General features: G+C 57.5%; 18 protein-coding genes and 1 other RNA gene. 13 read left to right on the top strand and 6 right to left on the bottom strand.

Annotation, left to right across the window (positions count from 1 at the left end):
- The first annotated feature begins 113 nt into the window (after positions 1-113).
- Positions 114-734 (top strand): arginine exporter ArgO, encoded by a 621-nt coding sequence (gene argO / locus EC836_RS05975; protein WP_123331118.1) that lies wholly within the window; start codon positions 114-116, stop codon positions 732-734.
- A 150-nt stretch (positions 735-884) separates the two neighbouring features.
- Positions 885-1,610, top strand: a complete 726-nt coding sequence (locus EC836_RS05970; RefSeq protein ID WP_199735040.1) for an oxidative stress defense protein — start codon at positions 885-887, stop codon at positions 1,608-1,610.
- A 67-nt stretch (positions 1,611-1,677) separates the two neighbouring features.
- Here EC836_RS05970 and EC836_RS05965 read toward each other — a convergent pair whose 3' ends face one another.
- On the bottom strand, positions 1,678-2,577 hold the full coding sequence (locus EC836_RS05965; protein ID WP_105592355.1) for a LysR family transcriptional regulator ArgP: 900 nt from the start codon (positions 2,575-2,577) through the stop codon (positions 1,678-1,680).
- 201 nt (positions 2,578-2,778) lie between these two features.
- Between EC836_RS05965 and rpiA the strand changes: the two genes are divergently transcribed.
- Positions 2,779-3,438 (top strand): ribose-5-phosphate isomerase RpiA, encoded by a 660-nt coding sequence (rpiA, locus tag EC836_RS05960; RefSeq protein ID WP_123331113.1) that lies wholly within the window; start codon positions 2,779-2,781, stop codon positions 3,436-3,438.
- A 345-nt stretch (positions 3,439-3,783) separates the two neighbouring features.
- Positions 3,784-5,022, top strand: coding sequence for a phosphoglycerate dehydrogenase (gene serA, locus EC836_RS05955; protein WP_123331111.1), 1,239 nt, complete (start codon positions 3,784-3,786; stop codon positions 5,020-5,022).
- Positions 5,023-5,105: 83 nt separating this feature from the next.
- On the opposite strand, the gene EC836_RS05950 is transcribed toward serA, so the two are convergent.
- The 3 genes from EC836_RS05950 to zapA all read right to left on the bottom strand — a co-directional run bounded on the left by EC836_RS05950 (position 5,106) and on the right by zapA (position 6,340).
- On the bottom strand, positions 5,106-5,693 hold the full coding sequence (locus tag EC836_RS05950) for a 5-formyltetrahydrofolate cyclo-ligase (RefSeq protein WP_123331109.1): 588 nt from the start codon (positions 5,691-5,693) through the stop codon (positions 5,106-5,108).
- Between the two features lie 90 nt (positions 5,694-5,783).
- Positions 5,784-5,968: non-coding RNA, 6S RNA (gene ssrS, locus EC836_RS05945), on the bottom strand.
- A 42-nt stretch (positions 5,969-6,010) separates the two neighbouring features.
- A complete protein-coding gene (gene zapA / locus EC836_RS05940; RefSeq protein ID WP_105592351.1) occupies positions 6,011-6,340 on the bottom strand; it encodes a cell division protein ZapA in 330 nt (109 codons plus the stop codon).
- A 172-nt stretch (positions 6,341-6,512) separates the two neighbouring features.
- Between zapA and EC836_RS05935 the strand changes: the two genes are divergently transcribed.
- From EC836_RS05935 to EC836_RS05900, 8 genes are all read left to right on the top strand, one after another.
- Positions 6,513-7,091 carry a YecA family protein gene (locus EC836_RS05935; protein ID WP_123331107.1) on the top strand — a complete coding sequence of 193 codons (579 nt, stop codon included), beginning with the start codon at positions 6,513-6,515 and terminating at the stop codon, positions 7,089-7,091.
- A 64-nt stretch (positions 7,092-7,155) separates the two neighbouring features.
- The gene (gene pepP, locus EC836_RS05930; RefSeq protein WP_123331105.1) at positions 7,156-8,472 is read left to right on the top strand and encodes a Xaa-Pro aminopeptidase; all 1,317 of its coding nucleotides are present in this window, start codon (positions 7,156-7,158) and stop codon (positions 8,470-8,472) included.
- On the top strand, positions 8,469-9,647 hold the full coding sequence (gene ubiH, locus EC836_RS05925) for a 2-octaprenyl-6-methoxyphenyl hydroxylase (RefSeq protein ID WP_123331103.1): 1,179 nt from the start codon (positions 8,469-8,471) through the stop codon (positions 9,645-9,647). The genes pepP and ubiH overlap by 4 nt, the downstream gene beginning before the upstream one ends.
- Before the next feature lie 13 nt (positions 9,648-9,660).
- Positions 9,661-10,863: an FAD-dependent 2-octaprenylphenol hydroxylase gene (ubiI, locus tag EC836_RS05920; RefSeq protein WP_123331101.1), complete on the top strand. Its 1,203-nt coding sequence runs from the start codon at positions 9,661-9,663 to the stop codon at positions 10,861-10,863.
- A gap of 1,327 nt (positions 10,864-12,190) precedes the next feature.
- On the top strand, positions 12,191-13,288 hold the full coding sequence (gene gcvT, locus EC836_RS05915) for a glycine cleavage system aminomethyltransferase GcvT (protein ID WP_123331099.1): 1,098 nt from the start codon (positions 12,191-12,193) through the stop codon (positions 13,286-13,288).
- 95 nt (positions 13,289-13,383) lie between these two features.
- Complete coding sequence (gcvH, locus tag EC836_RS05910) at positions 13,384-13,770, top strand: glycine cleavage system protein GcvH (RefSeq protein ID WP_123331097.1); 387 nt, start codon at positions 13,384-13,386, stop codon at positions 13,768-13,770.
- Between the two features lie 117 nt (positions 13,771-13,887).
- Positions 13,888-16,761: an aminomethyl-transferring glycine dehydrogenase gene (gcvP, locus tag EC836_RS05905; protein ID WP_123331096.1), complete on the top strand. Its 2,874-nt coding sequence runs from the start codon at positions 13,888-13,890 to the stop codon at positions 16,759-16,761.
- A gap of 69 nt (positions 16,762-16,830) precedes the next feature.
- A complete protein-coding gene (locus EC836_RS05900; RefSeq protein WP_123331094.1) occupies positions 16,831-17,574 on the top strand; it encodes an SDR family oxidoreductase in 744 nt (247 codons plus the stop codon).
- Positions 17,575-17,598: 24 nt separating this feature from the next.
- On the opposite strand, the gene EC836_RS05895 is transcribed toward EC836_RS05900, so the two are convergent.
- Entirely contained in the window at positions 17,599-18,207 is a 609-nt protein-coding gene (locus EC836_RS05895; protein ID WP_123331092.1) for an HD domain-containing protein, read from the bottom strand.
- A gap of 209 nt (positions 18,208-18,416) precedes the next feature.
- Between EC836_RS05895 and EC836_RS05890 the strand changes: the two genes are divergently transcribed.
- Positions 18,417-19,070, top strand: a complete 654-nt coding sequence (locus EC836_RS05890; RefSeq protein ID WP_123331090.1) for a hemolysin III family protein — start codon at positions 18,417-18,419, stop codon at positions 19,068-19,070.
- A gap of 35 nt (positions 19,071-19,105) precedes the next feature.
- Here the strand turns inward: EC836_RS05890 and ygfZ are convergent, their stop codons facing one another.
- A complete protein-coding gene (ygfZ, locus tag EC836_RS05885; protein WP_123331088.1) occupies positions 19,106-20,092 on the bottom strand; it encodes a tRNA-modifying protein YgfZ in 987 nt (328 codons plus the stop codon).
- Positions 20,093-20,219 lie beyond the last annotated feature (127 nt).

Genomic DNA, 20,219 nt, shown 5'->3' with positions numbered 1-20,219 from the left:
CGCCATTACTGACTATTAGCTAAAGTGATGGTGCATTAAATTATAAAATTTCCCCTAATGATGTGGCCGCTATACACTTGCCGAAAATCTGGTGTAGATGAGGTCTTTTTATTATGTTATCCGTTTATTTTCAGGGTGTTGCGATGGGCGCGGCGTTGATCCTGCCGCTGGGGCCGCAGAATGCGTTTGTGATGAACCAGGGCGTGCGCCGCCAGTATCATCTGATGACCGCCGCGCTCTGCACGCTCAGCGATATTCTGTTGATCTGCGGCGGTATTTTTGGCGGTAGCGCGCTGCTCAGCCAGTCGGTTCTGCTGCTGAATCTGGTGACCTGGGCGGGCGTCGCATTCCTGCTGTGGTACGGCTGGGGGGCGCTACGCACTGCCTTCAGCGGTGATGTACAGCTGGCTGCCGCCGGGGCGATGAAGCAGAGCCGCTGGCGGATTATTGTCACCATGATCGCCGTGACCTGGCTCAATCCCCATGTGTATATCGATACTTTTGTCCTGCTGGGGAGCCTGGGAGGGCAGCTACCGGAAGAGGCGCGTCGCTGGTTTGCGTTTGGTTCAATAACGACGTCGATTGTCTGGTTCTTCGGCCTGGCAATATTAGCCGCCTGGCTGGCGCCGGTTCTGAATACTCCGCGCGCGCAGCGCATCATCAATCTGCTGGTGGGCGGCGTGATGTGGGTGATTGCGTTGAAGCTGGCAATGCAGGCGCTGGATTTTTACTAATCTGAACTCACTTCCAGAATTCAGGTCATAGCGTGACGGGATTCGGGGCTCTACACTGTACCGTGAAGAATAGACGGAACATTACGCTGCCGCAGCACCCGGCTCCGGCAGCGCCCGAACAGATGCATATGACACCCCATGGAGGACGCAGTGAAGCTTACTAAACTGGCTCTGGCCGCAATGATTGTACTGGGTAGTTTACCGCTGGTGACACAAGCTGATGAACTGCCTGCCGGCCCGCACGTGGTCACGTCAGGTCAGTCCAGCGTGGACGCCGCGCCGGATATTGCTACCCTGGCGATTGAAGTTAACATCACCGCGAAAGATGCGGCTGAAGCAAAAAAACAGGCCGATACTCGCGTTCAGCAGTATTTTGATTTTCTGAATAAAAGCGGCATTGAGAAGAAAGATATCAACGCCGCCAATCTGCGTACCCAGCCGGAGTATGATTATCTGAAAGACGGCAAGTCGGTGCTGAAGGGCTACCGCGCCGTGCGCCAGGTACAGGTTACGCTGCGCCAGCTGGATAAGCTCAACGAACTGCTGGACGGCGCGCTGAAAAACGGCCTGAACGAAATTCGCTCCGTCGAGCTGGGCGTGGCCGATCCTGAACAGTATCGCCAGAAGGCGCGTAAAGCCGCGATTGATGACGCGATTAAGCAAGCGGGAGAGCTGGCTCAGGGCTTTGGCAGCAAGCTTGGACCGGTCTACAGCGTGCGCTATCACGTTGCCAACTACCAGCCGATGCCAATGGCGCGGATGTATAAAGCGGCAGATGCGGCACCGATGACCTCTGCGGCACAAACCTACGAACAGCAGAGCATTCACTTCGACGATCAGGTTGATGTGGTCTTTGAACTGCAGCGTAACCCTTAAGTCATAACGTACTGCGGGCGGGCCCAAATATCAGACCCGCCCGCAGTTAACTCACAACCTTTCCTTCCTAAACAGTATCCTGACGCAGAACGCGATGACCGTGCGCCAGCAGCGCATCGGTGACTTTGCGCATCAGACGGCTTTCCGGCGCAAAGCGGTGCCAGTAAAGCATACGGCGCTGCAGTAGACCCGGCGTCAGATCGATCAGCTCACCTTCCGCCAGCTCGCGCTCAATCTGTAGATGCGGGATCATACAGCAGGTGGTGCCCTGACGCGCCAACTGCACAAAGGCCTCCGACGAGTTCACGATATGGCAGGGTACGCTGCCCGGTGACAGGTCGAAGTTCTGCTGCAGGAAGGCCTGATGCATATCATCCAGATGATCAAACGCCACCGCCGGTGCTTTCAGCAGCGCGGATCGGGTGACGCCGTTCGGGAAGTAGCGCGCGGCAAACTCTTTTGAACCGACAAACAGATAGTCCAGCGCACCCAACTGATCGACCAGGCAGCTCGGCAGCGGCTGCGGCTGAATACTGATGGCGCCCACCACCTCACCGCGACGCAGGCGTTCCTGAGTTCGGGTTTCATCTTCTACCTGAATATTTAACCGCACCGGAGAGTCGGTCAGCACGGTTTTCAGTGCCGGTAACAGCCAGGTTGCCAGACTGTCGGCGTTGACCGCCAGCGACAGTAAAAGTGGCGTTGTGCCGCCGCTGTCATCACCGAGCCACTCTTCTTCCAGCAGCTCAACCTGGTGTAACAGCGCCAGCAGTTTTTGCCCCTGTTCGGTCGGGCGGGGTGGAACGGTTCGCACCAGCAGCGGCTGGCCAAACATATTTTCCAGCTGCTTGATACGCTGCGAAACAGCGGACTGGGTAATACAGAGCTTTTGTGCGGCGCGTTCAAAGCCGCGTTCACGAATCACTGCATCCAGCGCCTGAAGCGTTCGATAATCGGGACGTTTCATTAATCGTTATACTCTTCTCAGGTGTGGTTTAAGCACTATGCCACAGTTTTTATCTTTTGCGCGGGCAAACGTCACTTTGTGAATCAACCACTTTGTGGGCCAGCTTCCATTCCTGCTCATCCGTCACTCTCATGGGCGATTATTTTTGCAGTCATTGCTTTATACTACGCGCACACAGTGACTCACAGGTTTAAACATATCATGACGCAGGATGAACTGAAAAAAGCCGTTGGCTGGGCAGCGCTCGACTACGTGACTCCCGGCACCATTGTTGGCGTAGGGACCGGCTCTACCGCCGCGCATTTTATTGATGCACTGGGATCGATTAAACACCAGATTGAGGGCGCGGTTTCCAGCTCTGAAGCGTCCACCGCTAAACTCAAAGAGTTAGGCATTCACGTTTTCAATCTTAACGAAGTTGACTCGCTGGCAGTCTATGTTGATGGCGCCGACGAGATCAACGGCCAGATGCAGATGATCAAAGGCGGCGGTGCCGCGCTGACCCGCGAGAAAATCGTTGCCGCAGTGGCTGAACGTTTTATCTGTATTGCCGATGCCACCAAGCAGGTTGACGTGCTGGGTAAATTCCCACTGCCGGTTGAAGTGATCCCGATGGCGCGCTCCTACGTTGCGCGCGAGCTGGTGAAGCTGGGCGGCCTGCCAGAGTATCGTCAGGACGTGGTCACCGACAACGGCAATATCATTCTCGATGTCTACAACCTCAAAATCCTTGACCCGATCGCGCTGGAAGTGGCCATCAACGCGCTGCCTGGCGTGGTGACCGTCGGCCTGTTTGCTGCCCGGGGCGCCGACGTGGCGTTAATCGGCACCGCCGACGGCGTGAAGACTATTACCAAATGATCTGTCAGGCACCCGTGCGGTGCCTGTTATTTCGATATAAAAAACATCTTTTCTTTTACGGTCAAAATTTAGTGACTTATGTCACAGTAGCTGACTCAGCCGCGCGATCCTCCTGAAGCGATGCAGCCCATCATGATTTTCTATCGGTTTGTTCTGAAGGAAAGCACCGGCGTGCTGTGGGGCAGGCAATCGTTTGTATTGCTGCCAGCGTAAATTTTGTTATTTTGACAGAAGGCAATCTTATATCCCCGCCATCTTTCATCTCGCTGCGCGATGCCGCGGTGGCAAAATGAACGGTAAAAGGGATTCAGCCACATCTGAAGTCTGCTAATTAAAGGTCGGGAAATGGCAAAAGTATCACTGGAGAAAGACAAGATTAAGTTCTTGCTGGTGGAAGGCGTACATCAGAGTGCGGTCGATAATCTCCGCGCTGCAGGTTACACCAACATTGAATTTCACAAAGGTGCACTGGATAGCGAGGCTCTGAAAGAGTCCATTCGCGATGCACACTTTATCGGGCTGCGTTCCCGTACTCAGCTTACCGAAGAGATCTTCGCCGCCGCTGAAAAGCTGGTCGCCGTAGGCTGTTTCTGTATCGGGACCAATCAGGTTGACCTGCATGCCGCTGCAATTCGCGGTATCCCGGTGTTTAATGCACCTTTCTCCAATACCCGATCCGTAGCTGAACTGGTTATCGGCGAGCTGCTGCTGATGCTGCGCGGCGTGCCGGCGGCCAACGCCAAGGCACACCGTGGCGTGTGGCACAAACTGGCGGTGGGTTCGTTTGAAGCGCGCGGTAAAAAGCTCGGCATCATCGGCTATGGCCACATTGGTATGCAGCTGGGCGTGCTGGCCGAGAGCCTGGGTATGCACGTGTTCTTCTACGATATTGAAAGCAAGCTGCCGTTGGGCAATGCGACCCAGGTCCAGCATCTTTCAGACCTGCTGAACATGAGCGATGTGGTGAGCCTGCACGTGCCTGAAACGCAGTCCACGCAGAACATGATGGGTGCGGAAGAGCTGGCGCTGATGAAGCCGGGCTCACTGCTGATCAACGCCTCGCGCGGGACCGTCGTGGACATCCCTGCACTGTGCAAAGTGCTGGCCGATAAACACCTGGCGGGTGCGGCCATTGACGTCTTCCCGGAAGAGCCGGCGACCAACAGCGATCCGTTTAACTCACCGCTGTGCGAGTTCGACAACGTGATCCTGACCCCGCACATCGGTGGCTCGACTCAGGAAGCGCAGGAAAACATCGGTATTGAAGTGGCCGGTAAGCTGGCGAAATACTCTGACAACGGTTCAACGCTGTCTGCGGTTAACTTCCCGGAAGCCTCGCTGCCGATGCACGGCGCCAGCGTCAGCCGTCTGCTGCATATCCACGAAAACCGCCCTGGCGTGTTGACCGCCATCAACCTGATCTTTGCCGATCAGGGCATCAACATTTCAGCCCAGTATCTGCAAACGACGCCGCTGATGGGTTATGTGGTGATCGACGTTGACGCCACGCAGGAAGTGGCGGACAAAGCGCTGCAGCTGATGAAGGCGATTCCTGGTACTATCCGCGCGCGTCTGCTGTACTAATCCCGCTGGCGTGCCGCAGGGTTCGCCGTAGATTGATGCAGTAAACGACATTAAGGGCGACTTTCGGGTCGCCCTTTTTTTATCTACCACTGCCAGATTTTCGATGGCGTAATCAGCGCGGGCAGCGGGATATCCCACGCGGCCGTCGGGACTTTTTCTACCTGCTGACAGTCGTGTGCCAGCCCCACCGGTAAGAAACCATGCTGCTGCCAGTTTTGCAGCGTACGATCGTAGAATCCGCCGCCCATACCCAGGCGCTGACCCTGCGCATCAAACGCCACCAGCGGTACCAGTAGAACGTCCAGCTCGCTTAGCGGCAGCAGATGACGGATATCCAGCGGCGGCTCCGGGATGCGCAGACGGTTTTTTTTCAGTTCGGTCTGTTCGTCATAGCGGATGAACAGCAGGTTTCCGGGAGAGAAGGGGTGCAGTACGGGGAGGTAAACCCGCTGCTTGCGCTGCCACAGTTTGGCAATCAGCGGCCGGGTATTCAGTTCACCGTCAACGGAAAGGAACAGCGCAATATTTTTAGCTCGTTCCAGCGGCGCGAAGCTGAGTGCGTGTTCCGCAGCCTGTACCGCAGCCAACTGCTGCTGCTCATCACTGAGTGCCCGACGTAGATGACGTACGTGAGTGCGGATATCCTGACGATCGAGAAGATTGAGGCTCATCGCGTTGGCTTACTCCGTTAAACGATGCGGAAGATGCCGATAGCGTAGAAAAGAAACCGTACAGAATGAAGAGTAATGCAGAAAAAAGTGGGAATCTCCGAGATGCCGCCGCAGGCTGTAACCCTTGAACCCTTGGTTCAAGGTGAGTATGCCGTCGTAACCATCAGGCTTCCCGGACGAGCCGGGCATGCACACAGGTTACAGAGCGCCACACTCTGTTTGGTATGAAATATCGGCTCAGGGGACTGGCCCGCTTGCAAACATCTCAGAGAAATTTTGTACTTCACCGTCACTCTATCACAGGTAACGCCAAAGTGTTATTCGAACTTCGCACCAGTACGTTCAGTAATGCGACCTTGCTCAAGTAATGCCTGTTCAATGGTCTGCTGCAGCATGCGAATACGCTGCTCCATGTTTGACGCATAGTCGCGTGTTTTGACTTTTTCCTGCGCCAGTTCATGGCAAATATTCAGTGCCGCAATAAATACCAGCTGCTCTGTATTTGTGACTCTAGTGCGAACTTTTAAGTCTTGCAACCGCTGATTGAGGTCTTCGGCAGCCAGATTCAGCGCATCCTGCTGTTCGGGCGGACAATTTACTCGTAATGAACGGCCAAAAATTTGAAGATCTACCGGTTGTGCAGACATGCCACCTTCCTGACTGAAAACTGCGCCCGCAAACACCCTTACCACGCAATGGGCCGGGAGGGGCGACACTATAAACTACCCCTGAGAGAAGAAACAACCCCTTTAATGGAATCCTTGAGGTACCTGGTGGTAGCATAACACGAACTTATTCAGCCAACGATGACGAAAACGAATGTCACTATCTAACGTAATGCCGGGATACAACACTCTGGCTTCAGCACTGACACAGCAGGGCGTGGGGATGACCCCCGCTGAAATGCACGGTTTGATCAGCGGACTGCTCTGCGGGGGCAACCAGGACAGTAGCTGGCAGGCGCTGGTTCATGACCTGACCAATGAAGGCATGGCTTTCTCCCAGTCGCTGTCGCTGCCGCTGCAGGAGCTGCATCAGGCGATCGGTGATTCTCTTGAAGAGGACGGTTTCCTGTTCCAGCTTTACCTGCCTGACGATGAAGACATCACCGTCTTCGATCGCGCCGACGCGCTGGCGGGATGGGTGAACCATTTCCTGCTGGGCCTGGGTGTGACCCAGCCGAAGCTCGATAAAGTGAAGGGTGAAACTGGCGAAGCCATTGACGATCTGCGTACTATCGCCCAGTTGGGCTACGACGAAGATGAAGATCAGGACGAGCTGGAGCAATCGCTGGAAGAGGTTATCGAGTACGTGCGCGTTGCCGCGCTGCTGTGCCACGATACCTTCACTCGCTCGATGCCAACCAACGTGGTCGTGCAAAAGCCTACCCTGCACTAAGCATAAGCGTGTACTGAAGGCTTGCATGCGGTGGATCCGTAACTTCCGTAACTAAGGAGAGCAAATGACCCAGCAGGAATTTTTACGCCGTCGCCAGGCGCTGTTAGCGAAAATGGCCCCCGGCAGTGCGGCACTGATTTTTGCCGCGCCGGAAGTGACGCGCAGTAACGACAGCGAATATCCCTATCGGCAAAACAGTGATTTCTGGTACTTCACCGGATTTAACGAGCCGGAAGCGGTATTGATCCTGATTAAAAGTAACGAGAGCCATAACCACAGCGTGCTGTTTAATCGCGTACGCGATCTCACCGCTGAGATCTGGTTTGGTCGTCGGCTGGGTCAGGATGCGGCGCCGCAGGCGCTGTCTGTGGATCGTGCGCTGCCGTGGGGCGAGATCGGCGAGCAGCTTCACCTGCTGCTTAACGGGCTGGACGTGGTGTATCACGCGCAGGGTCAGTACGCGCAGATGGACGAGATTGTCTTCAGCGCCCTGGACAAGCTGCGTCGCGGTTCTCGACAGAATCTTTCCGCCCCGGCCACGTTGACCGACTGGCGGCCCTGGGTACATGAAATGCGCCTGATTAAATCGTCAGAAGAACAGGCGGTGCTGCGCGAGGCCGGTCGTATCAGCGCACTGGCACATACGCGGGCAATGCAGCAATCGCGCCCTGGCATGTTCGAATATCAGCTGGAAGGCGAAATTCATCATGAGTTTAATCGCCACGGAGCACGTTTCCCGTCCTACAACACTATTGTTGGTGCCGGGGAAAACGGCTGCATCCTGCACTACACCGAAAACGAAAGTCAGATGCGTGAAGGTCAGCTGGTGCTGATCGATGCCGGCTGCGAGTATCAGGGCTACGCCGGTGATATCACACGTACCTTCCCGGTTGGCGGCAAATTCACCGCACCGCAGCGCGATATCTACGACATCGTTCTGGCATCGTTGTACAAGGCGCTGGAACTGTATCGTCCCGGCACCAGCATTCGTGAAGTCACGGCGGAAGTGGTGACGATTATGGTCAGCGGTCTGGTGGACCTGGGCATTCTGCACGGTGATGTTGATACGCTGATTGCCGAACAGGCGCACCGCCCGTTCTTTATGCATGGCCTGAGCCACTGGCTGGGTCTGGACGTGCATGATGTTGGCCACTACGGCGTGGACCGCGATCGTCTTCTCGAACCGGGGATGGTGCTGACCATCGAACCGGGTCTGTATATCGCACCGGATGCCGATGTTCCCGCTCAGTATCGCGGAATCGGCATTCGTATTGAGGATGACATCATTATCACTACGGACGGCAACGAAAATCTGACCGATACGGTGGTAAAAGATGCCGATGAAATCGAAGCACTGATGGCGGCAGCGAAGCAGCAATGAGCATAATAATCGCAGGGGGAGGAATGGCTGGCGCAACGCTGGCTCTGGCGATCTCCCATCTGACACAGGGACAGCTGGCGGTCACGCTGGTTGAAGCCAGGGAACCTGAAAGCCGGGCACATCCCGGTTTTGACGGGCGGGCGATTGCACTGGCGGAAGGCACCAGCCAGCAGCTGGCGGCAATCGATTTATGGTCGGCGCTGGCGTCCTGCGCCACCCCGATTACCCACGTTCACGTCAGCGATCGCGGCCATGCCACTTTCGTTTCTCTCGATGCCGCCGATTATGGCGTTCCGGCGCTGGGCCACGTGGTGGAACTGCACGACGTCGGGCAGCGGCTGTTTGCCCGACTGAAGCAGGCACCGGGCATCACGCTGCGCTGCCCGAACACCGTGGCGGACGTCGCGCGTACACAGCAGCAGGTCAGCGTGACGCTGGACAGCGGGGATGTGCTGGATGCCGATTTACTGGTTGCGGCAGACGGGACGCGTTCAAAGGTTGCGGCAGCCTGCGGGATGCAGTGGAGCAGCGATAATTATCAGCAGGTGGCGGTGATCGCCAATGTCTCCACCCAATTGCCGCACGGCGGGCAGGCGTTCGAACGTTTTACTGAGCACGGGCCGCTGGCGCTGCTGCCGATGTCCGGCGGGCGAAGTTCGCTGGTGTGGTGCCATCCGCTGGCGCAGAAAAGCGCGGTTGACGGCTGGAGCGACGATCGCTTTCTCAGCGAGCTTCAGCGTGCCTTCGGCTGGCGTCTTGGGCGATTCACTCAGGTCGGTCAGCGCCACAGCTATCCGCTTCAGCTGCAAACGGCCGCGCAGCATATTTCTCACCGCCTTGCGCTGGTGGGCAACGCCGCGCAGACGCTGCATCCGATTGCCGGACAGGGATTCAACCTGGGGATCCGCGACGTCATGTCGCTGGCCGAAACGGTGGCCGCCGCCTGGCGCAGCGGGCAGAGCGTGGGCGATTACGCCACGCTGCATCACTATCAGCAGCGCCGCCAGCCGGATGTTGAGGCCACCATCAGCGTGACCGATGGGCTGGTGCGGCTGTTTGCCAACCGTTATCTACCGCTGACGCTAGGGCGCAACCTGGGGCTGCTGGCGATGGATCATCTGCCGCCGTTACGTAATTTGCTGGCCGAGCGCACATTGGGCTGGGTTAAGCGTTGAGGAGAAAGCAGTAATGCAAACATTTGATGTCATCGTTGCCGGTGGCGGTATGGTCGGCCTTGCGGTGGCCTGTGGCCTGCAGGGGAGCGGCCTGCGCGTGGCGGTGCTGGAGCGCGAAGCGCCGGTTGCCGCTGCCGCTGATGCGCCACATGCGCTGCGCGTGTCGGCGATCAACGCCGCCAGCGAGCGCCTGTTACAGCATCTTGGCGTCTGGAGCACCATCCTGGCTACCCGTGCCAGTGCCTATCACGGCATGGAAGTGTGGGATCGCGACAGCTTTGGTCATATCGCCTTTGACGATGAGCAGCAGGGCCTGTCGCATCTTGGGCACATTATTGAAAACCGGGTGATCCACCAGGCACTGTGGCAGCGGGCAGAAAGCCTGAGCGATATCACCCTGATTTCGCCTGCTGAACTGCAGCAGGTTGCTTTTGGCGACAACGAAGCGTTTGTGACACTGAAAGACGGCAGCATGATGACCGCTCGCCTGCTGGTGGCCGCCGACGGTGCGAACTCGTGGCTGCGGAATAAAGCAGATATCCCGCTCACCTTCTGGGATTATCAGCACCATGCGCTGGTGGCCAACATCCGCACCGAGAAACCGCACGATGCGGTGGCCCGGCAGGTGTTCCACGGTGAAGGTATTCTGGCCTTCCTGCCGCTGAGCGATCCGCATCTGTGTTCTATTGTCTGGTCTTTACCCCCGCAGGAAGCCACGCGTTTGCAGTCGATGCCGGAAGAAGTGTTCAACCAGCAGCTGTCGGTGCATTTTGATCTACGTCTTGGGCTGTGCGAGCTGGAAAGCGATCGTCAGGTCTTCCCGCTGATGGGGCGCTTTGCGCGCAGTTTTGCCGCTCATCGTCTGGCGCTGGTGGGCGACGCTGCCCACACCATTCATCCGCTGGCGGGCCAGGGAGTGAATCTTGGCTTTATGGATGCGGCGGAGCTGATCGGTGAGATCCGCCGCCTGCATCAGCAGGGCAGGGATATCGGTGAGCATCTGTATCTGCGTCGCTATGAGCGCAGCCGCAAGCACAGTGCGGCGTTGATGCTGGCCAGCATGCAGGGGTTCCGCGAGCTGTTTAACGGTGATAATCCGGCGAAGAAGCTGTTGCGTGATGTCGGGCTGGCGCTGGCGGATAAGCTGCCGGGCGTGAAGCCTAAATTGCTGAAGCAGGCGATGGGGCTGCATGATTTGCCCGAGTGGTTGCGCTAATTCAGGTGTTTTCTTGATGCGGTGAGCACGCTAACCGGCGGCTCCCTCGCCCTGGCGTCCTCGCGCCGCGCTTTGCGCGATGCCTTCACTTCATTCGTCAGCCTTCGTACCGGTGCAGACGGGGCGTCCTGCCCCGGCTGCCCCTTTCGCCCGCGTCCTGCTGGCTTATACGAGCTTCCTCGCTCCGTTCAGCGCTGTGGATTGCCCAGGCGAGGGAGCCGCCGGTTTGCTTAGTCACTTCTGCGTCGCCTGAAAAAGTCCGGTGTTCTCGTATAACGAATCGGGGCTTTGCTTGTTCTGAAGTGGGCTGTGAGCCTGATGCTGCCAGGATGCTGTAATCACGTTGTTTTCTGAGTGCGGTGAGCACGCTAACCGGCGGCTCCCTCGGGCGTGCGTCCTCGCGTCGCGCTTTGCGCGATGCCTTCACTTCATTCGTCAGCCTTCGTACCGGAGCAGACGGGGCGTCCTGCCCCGGCTGCCCCTTTCGCCAGCGTCCTGCTGGCTCATACGAGCTTCCTCACTCCGTTCAGCGCTGTGGATTGCCCGGGCGAGGGAGCCGCCGATTCGCTTAGTCACTTCTGCGTCGCCTTAAAAGTCCGGTGTTCTCGTATAACGGGTTAAGACTTTGGTTAGTTCCAGCGGGGTAACTTTGTTTAATTCCTGATTAAAAAAGCCAGCACATAGCCTGAAAGATGACTCGCCGCTGCGCCAGACGGGCAATCCGCAGCGCTGAGGTGGAGGCATTCGGCCAGGAGACGCCAGCAAGGAGGCTGGCGTCAGGCGGGGTCGGTACATGGATGTATCGTCTCCGCCGGTCCGGCAGGCCGGATGCCGTAGCCGAAGGCACCGCAAAGCGGCGCGAGGACCGCCCGGCAGGCGCAGCGGCGGGTCAGCGAACGCCGAATTCCCTGTTTTTTATCCCCCTTGCACCAATGGTGCACCCGCCTCCCCATCATTGTGCATCGTTTGAATTATTCTAATTTAACGCACTCATTCGCATTATTTTTAGTAATGCGATAAGAAAATTCCCGGAGTCGTTTTTTATACATCGAGTGCGGAATCTTTGTGATTCATCTGCGGTAAGGGCCATTTATTGTTGTTTTTGTGTGCGTTATTTCAATTAAGTAGCGATAGATACTGGCAGTGAGTTCAGGGGCTTTATTGCTGAACTGTGATTTCGACCCCGTTTAACTTATGGTTAATTGCCATTTTCGGTGGTAACTTCAAAGCCAAGATAACGTTTGCGTCAGGCCGCTAACGGGCGGTAAACGGGCGCGTCAATCACCCTGCATCCACAAGGATGGCGGACAGACAGCACAGGAAGACTATGACTCAGCAAACTCCGTTGTTCGAACAGCATCAAGCCTGCGGTGCGCGCATGGTGGACTTTCACGGCTGGATGATGCCGCTGCACTACGGTTCGCAGATTGATGAGCACCACGCGGTGCGTACCGATGCCGGAATGTTCGATGTTTCGCATATGACCATTGTCGATCTGCACGGTGCCCGCACGCGGGAATTCCTGCGCTATCTGCTGGCGAACGATGTGGCCAAGCTGACTCAGCCGGGCAAAGCGCTTTACACCGGCATGCTGAACGCCTCCGCTGGCGTGATTGACGATCTGATTGTTTACTTTATGAGCGAAGACTTTTTCCGTCTGGTGGTGAACTCCGCCACGCGCGAGAAAGATCTGGCATGGATTACCGAACACGCGACAGCTTACGGCATTGAAATCCGCGAGCGTGATGATTTAGCGCTGGTGGCGGTGCAGGGCCCGAATGCCCAGCAGAAAGCGCAAACGCTTTTTGATGACGCACAGCGTGCGGCGGTCAGCGGCATGAAACCGTTCTTCGGCGTGCAGGCGGGTGACCTGTTTATCGCCACCACCGGCTACACCGGCGAAGCGGGTTATGAAATTGCTCTGCCGTCCGAGCAGGTGGTGTCGTTCTGGCAGCAGCTGCTGGCGGCTGGCGTCAAGCCCGCAGGCCTTGGCGCGCGCGACACGCTGAGACTGGAAGCCGGTATGAATCTGTACGGTCAGGAGATGGATGAGGGTGTCTCTCCACTGGCGGCCAATATGGGCTGGACCATCGCCTGGGAACCGGCCGACCGCGAATTTATTGGCCGTGAAGCCCTGGAATCCCAGCGTAAAACCGGCACCGAGCAACTAGTGGGTCTGGTGATGACCGAGAAAGGCGTGCTGCGCAATGAACTGCCGGTGCGCTTCACCGACGCCGACGGCAACGCGCGTGAAGGGATTATCACCAGCGGATCGTTCTCTCCGACACTGGGCTACAGTATTGCGCTGGCGCGGATTCCTGCCGGGATCGGTGAACAGGCCATCGTCCAGATTCGCAACCGCGAAGTGCCGGTGCAGGTCACCAAACCTGTTTTTGTCCGTGCCGGTAAACCGGTAACTAAATAAATCTGAATCTACCCGTCCAGTCCGTGCCGGACAGGGGCTGTAAACGCACCGGCGGCATGAACGTTTAACGGAATCATCTTTTTTGGAGAGCGTCGATGAGCAATGTACCAACCGATCTGAAATACCGTGACAGCCATGAATGGGTGCGTAAAGAAGCCGATGGTAGCTATACCGTAGGGATTACCGAGCATGCCCAGGAGTTGCTGGGTGACATGGTCTTTGTCGACCTGCCGGAAGTGGGGAATACCTACGCCCAGGGCGACGACTGCGCGGTTGCGGAGTCCGTCAAGGCGGCGTCCGACATCTATGCGCCACTGAGTGGCGAAATCATCGCCGTAAACAGCGAGCTGGAATCTTCGCCGGAGCTGGTGAACAGCGACCCCTACAGCGATGGCTGGCTGTTCAAAATCAAAGCCAGCAATGCGTCCGAACTGGATGACTTGCTCAGCGCCGCCGACTATCAGGCGTCGATCGAAGAGTAATGCCTTAACCGGTCGCGGCGAAGACGGCGTCATTTCTGCCTTCGCCGCTGACGACGCCGGTGAACCATCACCGGTAACCCATTTGTCGCAACATGCCCGAAGCAGGATTTACCGCTCATGACCCAGACTCTCAGCCAGCTTGAACATCACGGCGCGTTTATTGAACGCCATATCGGACCGTCGCCAGAGCAGCAGGCCGCCATGCTGAATGCCGTCGGCGCAGATTCACTGACCGACCTGATTTCGTCGATTGTTCCCGCAGATATTCAGCTTCCCAGCCCGCCGCCGATTGGCGATGCGCTGACTGAACATCAGGCTCTGGCCGAGCTGAAGGCGATTGCCGCGCAGAACCAGCGTTATAAATCTTACATCGGCATGGGCTACACCCCGGTTCTGACGCCGCCGGTGATCCTGCGTAATATGTTGGAAAACCCGGGCTGGTACACCGCCTACACCCCTTACCAGCCGGAAGTTTCTCAGGGCCGCCTTGAAGCGCTGCTCAACTTCCAGCAGCTCACGCTGGATCTGACCGGGCTGGATATTGCTTCCGCTTCACTGCTGGATGAAGCCACCGCCGCTGCGGAAGCGATGGCGATGGCGAAACGCGTCAGCAAGCTGAAAAATGCCAATCGCTTCTTCGTGGCCGATGATGTGCATCCGCAGACGCTGGACGTGGTGCGTACCCGCGCGGAAACCTTTGGTTTTGAGGTGCTGGTCGATAAAGCGGAAAAAGTGCTTGAGCTGCAGGATGTCTTCGGCGTGCTGCTACAGCAGGTGGGCACCGGCGGTGAAGTGCATGACTATGGCAGCCTGATTAGCGAACTGAAAAGCAAAAAGATCGTGGTCAGCGTGGCCGCTGACTTTATGACCCTGGTGCTGCTACAGGCACCGGGCAAACAGGGGGCGGATATCGTCTTCGGCTCGGCTCAGCGCTTTGGCGTGCCGATGGGCTACGGCGGTCCACACGCGGCTTTCTTTGCCGCTCGTGACGAACACAAGCGTTCAATGCCTGGCCGTATCATCGGTGTTTCCCGCGATGCCGCCGGGAACACCGCGTTGCGTATGGCGATGCAGACCCGCGAGCAGCATATCCGCCGCGAGAAAGCGAACTCCAATATCTGCACCTCGCAGGTGCTGTTGGCCAATATCGCCAGCCTGTACGCCGTGTTCCACGGCCCGGCCGGCCTGAAGCGTATCGCCGGGCGCATTCATCGCCTTACCGATATTCTGGCCGCCGGACTGCAAAAAGGCGGTCTGACCCTGCGCCACACCAGCTGGTTCGATACGTTGACGGTCGAAGTGGCCGATAAAGCGGCGGTGCTGGAGCGTGCTTTGAGCTTCGGCGTCAACCTGCGCACCGATATTCTGCACGCGGTCGGAATCACGCTGGATGAAACCACGCGTCGCGAAGAGGTTGCCGCGCTGTTCTCTATCCTACTGGGTGAAGAACACGGGCTGGACATCGATGCGCTGGATGTTCAGGTTAGTGCCGACAGCCATTCCGTTGCGCCAGCGATGCTGCGTGAAGATGCGATTCTGACCCATCCGGTATTTAACCGTCATCACAGCGAAACTGAGATGATGCGCTATATGCACAGCCTGGAGCGGAAAGATCTGGCGCTGAATCAGGCGATGATCCCACTGGGCTCGTGCACCATGAAGCTGAACGCGGCCGCAGAGATGATCCCGATTACCTGGCCGGAGTTCGCCGAGCTGCACCCGTTCTGCCCGGCTGAGCAGGCCACCGGCTATCTGCAGATGATCGGCCAGCTTTCTCAGTGGCTGGTACAGCTGACCGGCTACGATGCGCTGTGCATGCAGCCTAACTCGGGCGCACAGGGCGAATATGCGGGACTGCTGGCCATTCGTCGCTACCATGAAAGCCGTAACGAAGGCGGCCGCAATATCTGCCTGATCCCCAGCTCGGCTCACGGCACCAACCCGGCCTCTGCGCAGATGGCCGGAATGGATGTGGTGGTCGTTGCCTGCGATCGTCAGGGGAATATCGATCTGCACGACCTGCGCCTTAAGGCGGAACAGGCGGGTGAAGCGCTCTCCTGCATTATGGTCACCTACCCGTCAACCCACGGCGTGTATGAAGAAACCATTCGTGAAGTCTGCCAGATCGTTCATCAGTTTGGCGGCCAGGTTTATCTGGACGGTGCCAATATGAACGCGCAGGTGGGCATCACCACGCCTGGCTACATCGGCGCTGATGTTTCCCACCTCAACCTGCATAAAACCTTCTGCATCCCACACGGCGGCGGCGGCCCGGGCATGGGTCCGATTGGCGTAAAAGCGCACCTGGCACCGTTTGTTCCTGGCCACAGCGTGGTGCAGATTGAAGGGATGCTGACCGAGCAGGGTGCGGTATCCGCGGCACCGTTCGGCAGCGCCTCTATCCTGCCGATCAGCTGGATGTATATCCGCATGATGGGCGCTGAGGGGCTGAAGCAGGCCAGTTCGGTAGCTATCCTCAATGCCAACTACATTGCCACCCGTCTGAAATCGGCCTATCCGATCCTGTATACCGGTCGCGATGGTCATGTTGCCCACGAATGTATTCTGGATATTCGCCCGCTCAAAGAGCAGACCGGCATCAGCGAACTGGATATCGCTAAGCGCCTGATCGATTACGGCTTCCACGCGCCGACCATGTCATTCCCGGTGGCGGGCACGCTGATGGTGGAGCCAACCGAATCAGAGAGCAAAGTTGAGCTCGACCGCTTTATCGATGCGATGCTCTCTATCCGCACCGAGATCGATCGCGTGGCGGCCGGTGAGTGGCCGGCTGAGGATAACCCACTGGTGAATGCGCCGCACACCCAGATGGAAATCGTTGGTGACTGGGCGCATCCTTACAGCCGCGAGCTGGCGGTATTCCCGGCGGGCAGCGCCAATAAGTACTGGCCAACGGTGAAACGTCTGGACGATGTTTACGGCGATCGCAACCTGTTCTGCTCCTGTGTGCCGATGAGCGAATACGAATAAGGCCGATGGTCTGATGTGATAGCCTTGGGGGACGACGTTAAGTCGTCCCTTTTGCTTTCTGGAGGTTCAATGAATATCGCTCTGGTTACCGGCGGCAGCCGTGGTATTGGTCGCTCGACCTCTTTGCTGCTGGCCACGCTGGGTTGGACAGTCGCGGTTAATTACGCCCGGCGGGCAGATGCCGCCGAAGAGGTGGTGGAACAGATTACTTGCCAGGGCGGCAGCGCGTTTGCTATTCAGGCGGATGTGTCCGATGAAGCGCAGGTGATGGCGATGTATGCGGAAATCGATCGTCATCCAGGGCAGCTCACCGCGCTTATCAACAATGCGGGGATCCTGTTTCAGCAGGCCACGCTGGAACAGCTGACGGCAGAGCGTATCAATCGGGTCTTCGCCACCAACGTGACCGGCAGCTTTATCTGCTGCCGCGAGGCCGTGAAGCGTATGGGCTTCCATCATGGTGGGCAGGGCGGTGGGATTGTTAATGTCTCTTCCGCCGCGGCACGCACGGGCTCGCCGGGCGAATATGTTGATTACGCGGCCTCAAAAGGGGCGATGGATACGCTGACCAAAGGGTTATCTCTTGAGGTGGCGGCGCAGGGAATTCGGGTAAACGGCGTGCGGCCGGGCTTTATCTACACCGAAATGCACGCCGACGGCGGCGAGCCGGGGCGCGTAGACCGCGTAGCGCCGGGCATTCCGATGCAGCGCGGCGGGCAGCCGGAAGAGATCGCCCGCATTATCGCCTGGCTGCTGAGCAACGATGCGTCCTATGTGACCGGGACGATTATCGATGCCGCAGGGGGCAGATAAACACGGGCAATCCTGGCAGAATGCTTACAGCAGCCAGCCTCGGGCGTGGGCGTTATCCAGGTGCTGCTGCAGATAGCCCCACAGTTCCGGCCACTGCTCGGCGAGCTTCACATTACGCGCTTTGACCTGCTCCAGACGGATGCCGTTCTCTTTCCAGCTCTGCCCTTCGTTGTGCAGATTGAGCATAATCGGCAGCGCGCGGTCGAGCATATTAGCAAAACGCGATTCGGCGGTGTCACCGTCTTCATACTCGTTCCACAGCGCGCGGAACTGCTGGCTCTGCGCGGCAGGCAGCAGGCCGAAAATACGCTCGGCGGCGGCCATTTCCTGTTCCTGAACGGCTTCACGCGCGGCCAGGTCATACACCAGCACGTCTCCGGCATCGATTTCTACCACATCATGCACCAGCGCCAACTGTACCGCGTGCGGCACGTTAATCGCTTCCGTGGCGAAAGGGGCCAGGCTCATGGCGGCCATCGCCAGATGCCAGCTGTGCTCGGCGGAGTTTTCCTGCCGAGCATTATCAAGCAACCGGGTGCGGCGCTCGACGCTTTTAAGCTTGTCCAATTCCATTAAAAACTGCACGACTTCGGTCATCGCACCGAAATCTAAGGCTGCTACCCTGTCAGACATAACGACTCGCTTATTCTCTGATAAAAGTTCTCGGATAGTTTAAGGGAAACGTTTGCCTGGTACACGGGAGAATATGTGTTACAAGGTTTCACAGATTTTTTCTAGCTTACATGTGTACTCTGAAATTGTTCTCAGTTAGGCTGGTGATGCTTTATCGACCACGGCATTTGCTGGCCGCATGATGACTAATAGAGAGAGAACGAACGTATATGGCTCATCAGAAAATACTGACGCGCGGCTACTCGCTGGCGGAAGAAATTGCCAACAGCATCAGCCACGGCGTGGGCTGTCTGTTCGGGATTATCGGTCTGGTTTTACTCCTGACTCAGGCGATTGAAAGCCGCGCCGGCGCGCTGGCGATCACCAGCTACAGCCTTTACGGTGGCAGCATGATCCTGCTGTTTCTGGCCTCTACCCTCTACCATGCAATTCCGCACCAGCGGGCAAAATACTGGCTGAAAAAACTCGACCACTCGGCGATTTACCTGCTGATTGCCGGTACCTATACGCCATTCCTGCTGGTGGGGCTGAAGTCGCCGCTGGCTCACGGCCTGATGGCGGTGATCTGGAGCCTGGCGCTGGTGGGCATCGTCTTTAAGCTGGCCTTTGCCCATCGTTTCGAGGCTTTGTCGCTCACGACCTATCTGCTGATGGGATGGCTGTCGCTGATCGTTATCTATCAGATGGTAACGAAGTTGCCTGCGGGCAGCGTATGGCTTTTAGCGGCGGGAGGGGTGATTTATTCGCTGGGCGTCATTTTCTACGTGGCGAAGCGCATACCCTACAATCATGCCATCTGGCACGGATTTGTGCTGGGCGGCAGCCTGTGCCACTTCTTCGCGATCTACCTCTACGTGATGTAATCACAGGCTGACCGGCGTGCCGGTCAGCCTGAAAATCAGCCGGCGGTAATTTCGTAAGGCAGCGGCTGAATGGTCAGTTTGCCGCCTTCATCACCCTGCACGCGCAGAATCGTATCGGCTTCGAGATCGTTGTTCAGTACCGCCTGTACCCAGACCTCACCCGTTTCCAACTGGCAGGCCGCCAGAATCGTACCGGTACGACGCCAGTTTTCGCCCATCTGCATTTCCAGCGCGCTGTCTGCGGCGGGAACGCTACCGGCCTGGCCCGCCAGCCAGTAAAGCGCGCGCTTATTGGCACCGCGGAACTTGGCGCGTGCCACCATTTCCTGGCCGGTATAGCAGCCTTTCTTAAAACTGATGCCGTTAAGCGCCTGAACGTTGGTCGCCTGCGGGATCAGCTGCGCGCTGATGGCCGCATCAATAATCGGGAAACCGGCCTCGATATCCAGCGCCAGCCACTGATTGCTGCCGTTCAGCACGGCTTTATCGGCCAGCGTTTGTTGGATCTCTGTGACCTTCGCTTCACTGGTAATCAGCAGAAAGCGTTCGGCGGGTAGATCAAACCACAGTATCGTACTTTCATCCTGCTGAACGACCGGCGCATCGGCATCCGGCAGCACCGGGAAAATACCCGCCAGCGCTTCGCGCGCTTGCGCACCCGCCACACCCAGCAGCACCGATTCATCGTCGGCGGCCAGGGTAACTTTGGCGAATACGGCATATTTCTTCAATTCAGTCAGCTGGTTATCACGCAGGCTGCGGCGTTCAATATAGGCCAGGCCTTCCCCGCGATGGAACAGGCGCAGCGTACTCCACATTTTACCTTTCGCATCGCAGTGCGCAGCAGTCAGATGGCGGTCGGCACCCAGCGCCGCCACATCCAGCGTCACCTGTCCCTGCAGATAGCTCACGCGGTCCTGGCCCGTGGCGGTCACCAGCGCCCACTCTTCCAGTGAAATCAGCGTCAGAGGAAGCTGCGCGGATGCCTGTGGCTGGCGAGGTGGAAAAGCAATAATTGGCATGATTCTGTCCTGAATTGAAAAAAATTAACAATACTTCTCATGTTAAGAGAGACGCATTGCTTTGCAACCAGTTTCCGGCAAAAGCGGCACAAAAGGCGTGATAACCCTGCAAGCTTTGCGTGATGTC

The organism is Erwinia sp. JUb26, from assembly GCF_003751505.1.
In the GTDB taxonomy this organism is placed as follows: Bacteria; Pseudomonadota; Gammaproteobacteria; order Enterobacterales; family Enterobacteriaceae; genus Erwinia.
This window is presented reverse-complemented; position numbering and strand designations above follow the sequence as displayed.

Bases quoted from the DNA above. Each gene is read 5' to 3' on its own strand.
- argO (WP_123331118.1), top strand. From the start codon at position 114: ATGTTATCCGTTTATTTTCAGGGTGTTGCGATGGGCGCGGCGTTGATC.
- EC836_RS05965 (WP_105592355.1), bottom strand. From the start codon at position 2,577: ATGAAACGTCCCGATTATCGAACGCTTCAGGCGCTGGATGCAGTGATT.
- rpiA (WP_123331113.1), top strand. From the start codon at position 2,779: ATGACGCAGGATGAACTGAAAAAAGCCGTTGGCTGGGCAGCGCTCGAC.
- serA (WP_123331111.1), top strand. From the start codon at position 3,784: ATGGCAAAAGTATCACTGGAGAAAGACAAGATTAAGTTCTTGCTGGTG.
- EC836_RS05950 (WP_123331109.1), bottom strand. From the start codon at position 5,693: ATGAGCCTCAATCTTCTCGATCGTCAGGATATCCGCACTCACGTACGT.
- zapA (WP_105592351.1), bottom strand. From the start codon at position 6,340: ATGTCTGCACAACCGGTAGATCTTCAAATTTTTGGCCGTTCATTACGA.
- EC836_RS05935 (WP_123331107.1), top strand. From the start codon at position 6,513: ATGTCACTATCTAACGTAATGCCGGGATACAACACTCTGGCTTCAGCA.
- pepP (WP_123331105.1), top strand. From the start codon at position 7,156: ATGACCCAGCAGGAATTTTTACGCCGTCGCCAGGCGCTGTTAGCGAAA.
- ubiH (WP_123331103.1), top strand. From the start codon at position 8,469: ATGAGCATAATAATCGCAGGGGGAGGAATGGCTGGCGCAACGCTGGCT.
- ubiI (WP_123331101.1), top strand. From the start codon at position 9,661: ATGCAAACATTTGATGTCATCGTTGCCGGTGGCGGTATGGTCGGCCTT.
- gcvT (WP_123331099.1), top strand. From the start codon at position 12,191: ATGACTCAGCAAACTCCGTTGTTCGAACAGCATCAAGCCTGCGGTGCG.
- gcvH (WP_123331097.1), top strand. From the start codon at position 13,384: ATGAGCAATGTACCAACCGATCTGAAATACCGTGACAGCCATGAATGG.
- gcvP (WP_123331096.1), top strand. From the start codon at position 13,888: ATGACCCAGACTCTCAGCCAGCTTGAACATCACGGCGCGTTTATTGAA.
- EC836_RS05900 (WP_123331094.1), top strand. From the start codon at position 16,831: ATGAATATCGCTCTGGTTACCGGCGGCAGCCGTGGTATTGGTCGCTCG.
- EC836_RS05895 (WP_123331092.1), bottom strand. From the start codon at position 18,207: ATGTCTGACAGGGTAGCAGCCTTAGATTTCGGTGCGATGACCGAAGTC.
- EC836_RS05890 (WP_123331090.1), top strand. From the start codon at position 18,417: ATGGCTCATCAGAAAATACTGACGCGCGGCTACTCGCTGGCGGAAGAA.
- ygfZ (WP_123331088.1), bottom strand. From the start codon at position 20,092: ATGCCAATTATTGCTTTTCCACCTCGCCAGCCACAGGCATCCGCGCAG.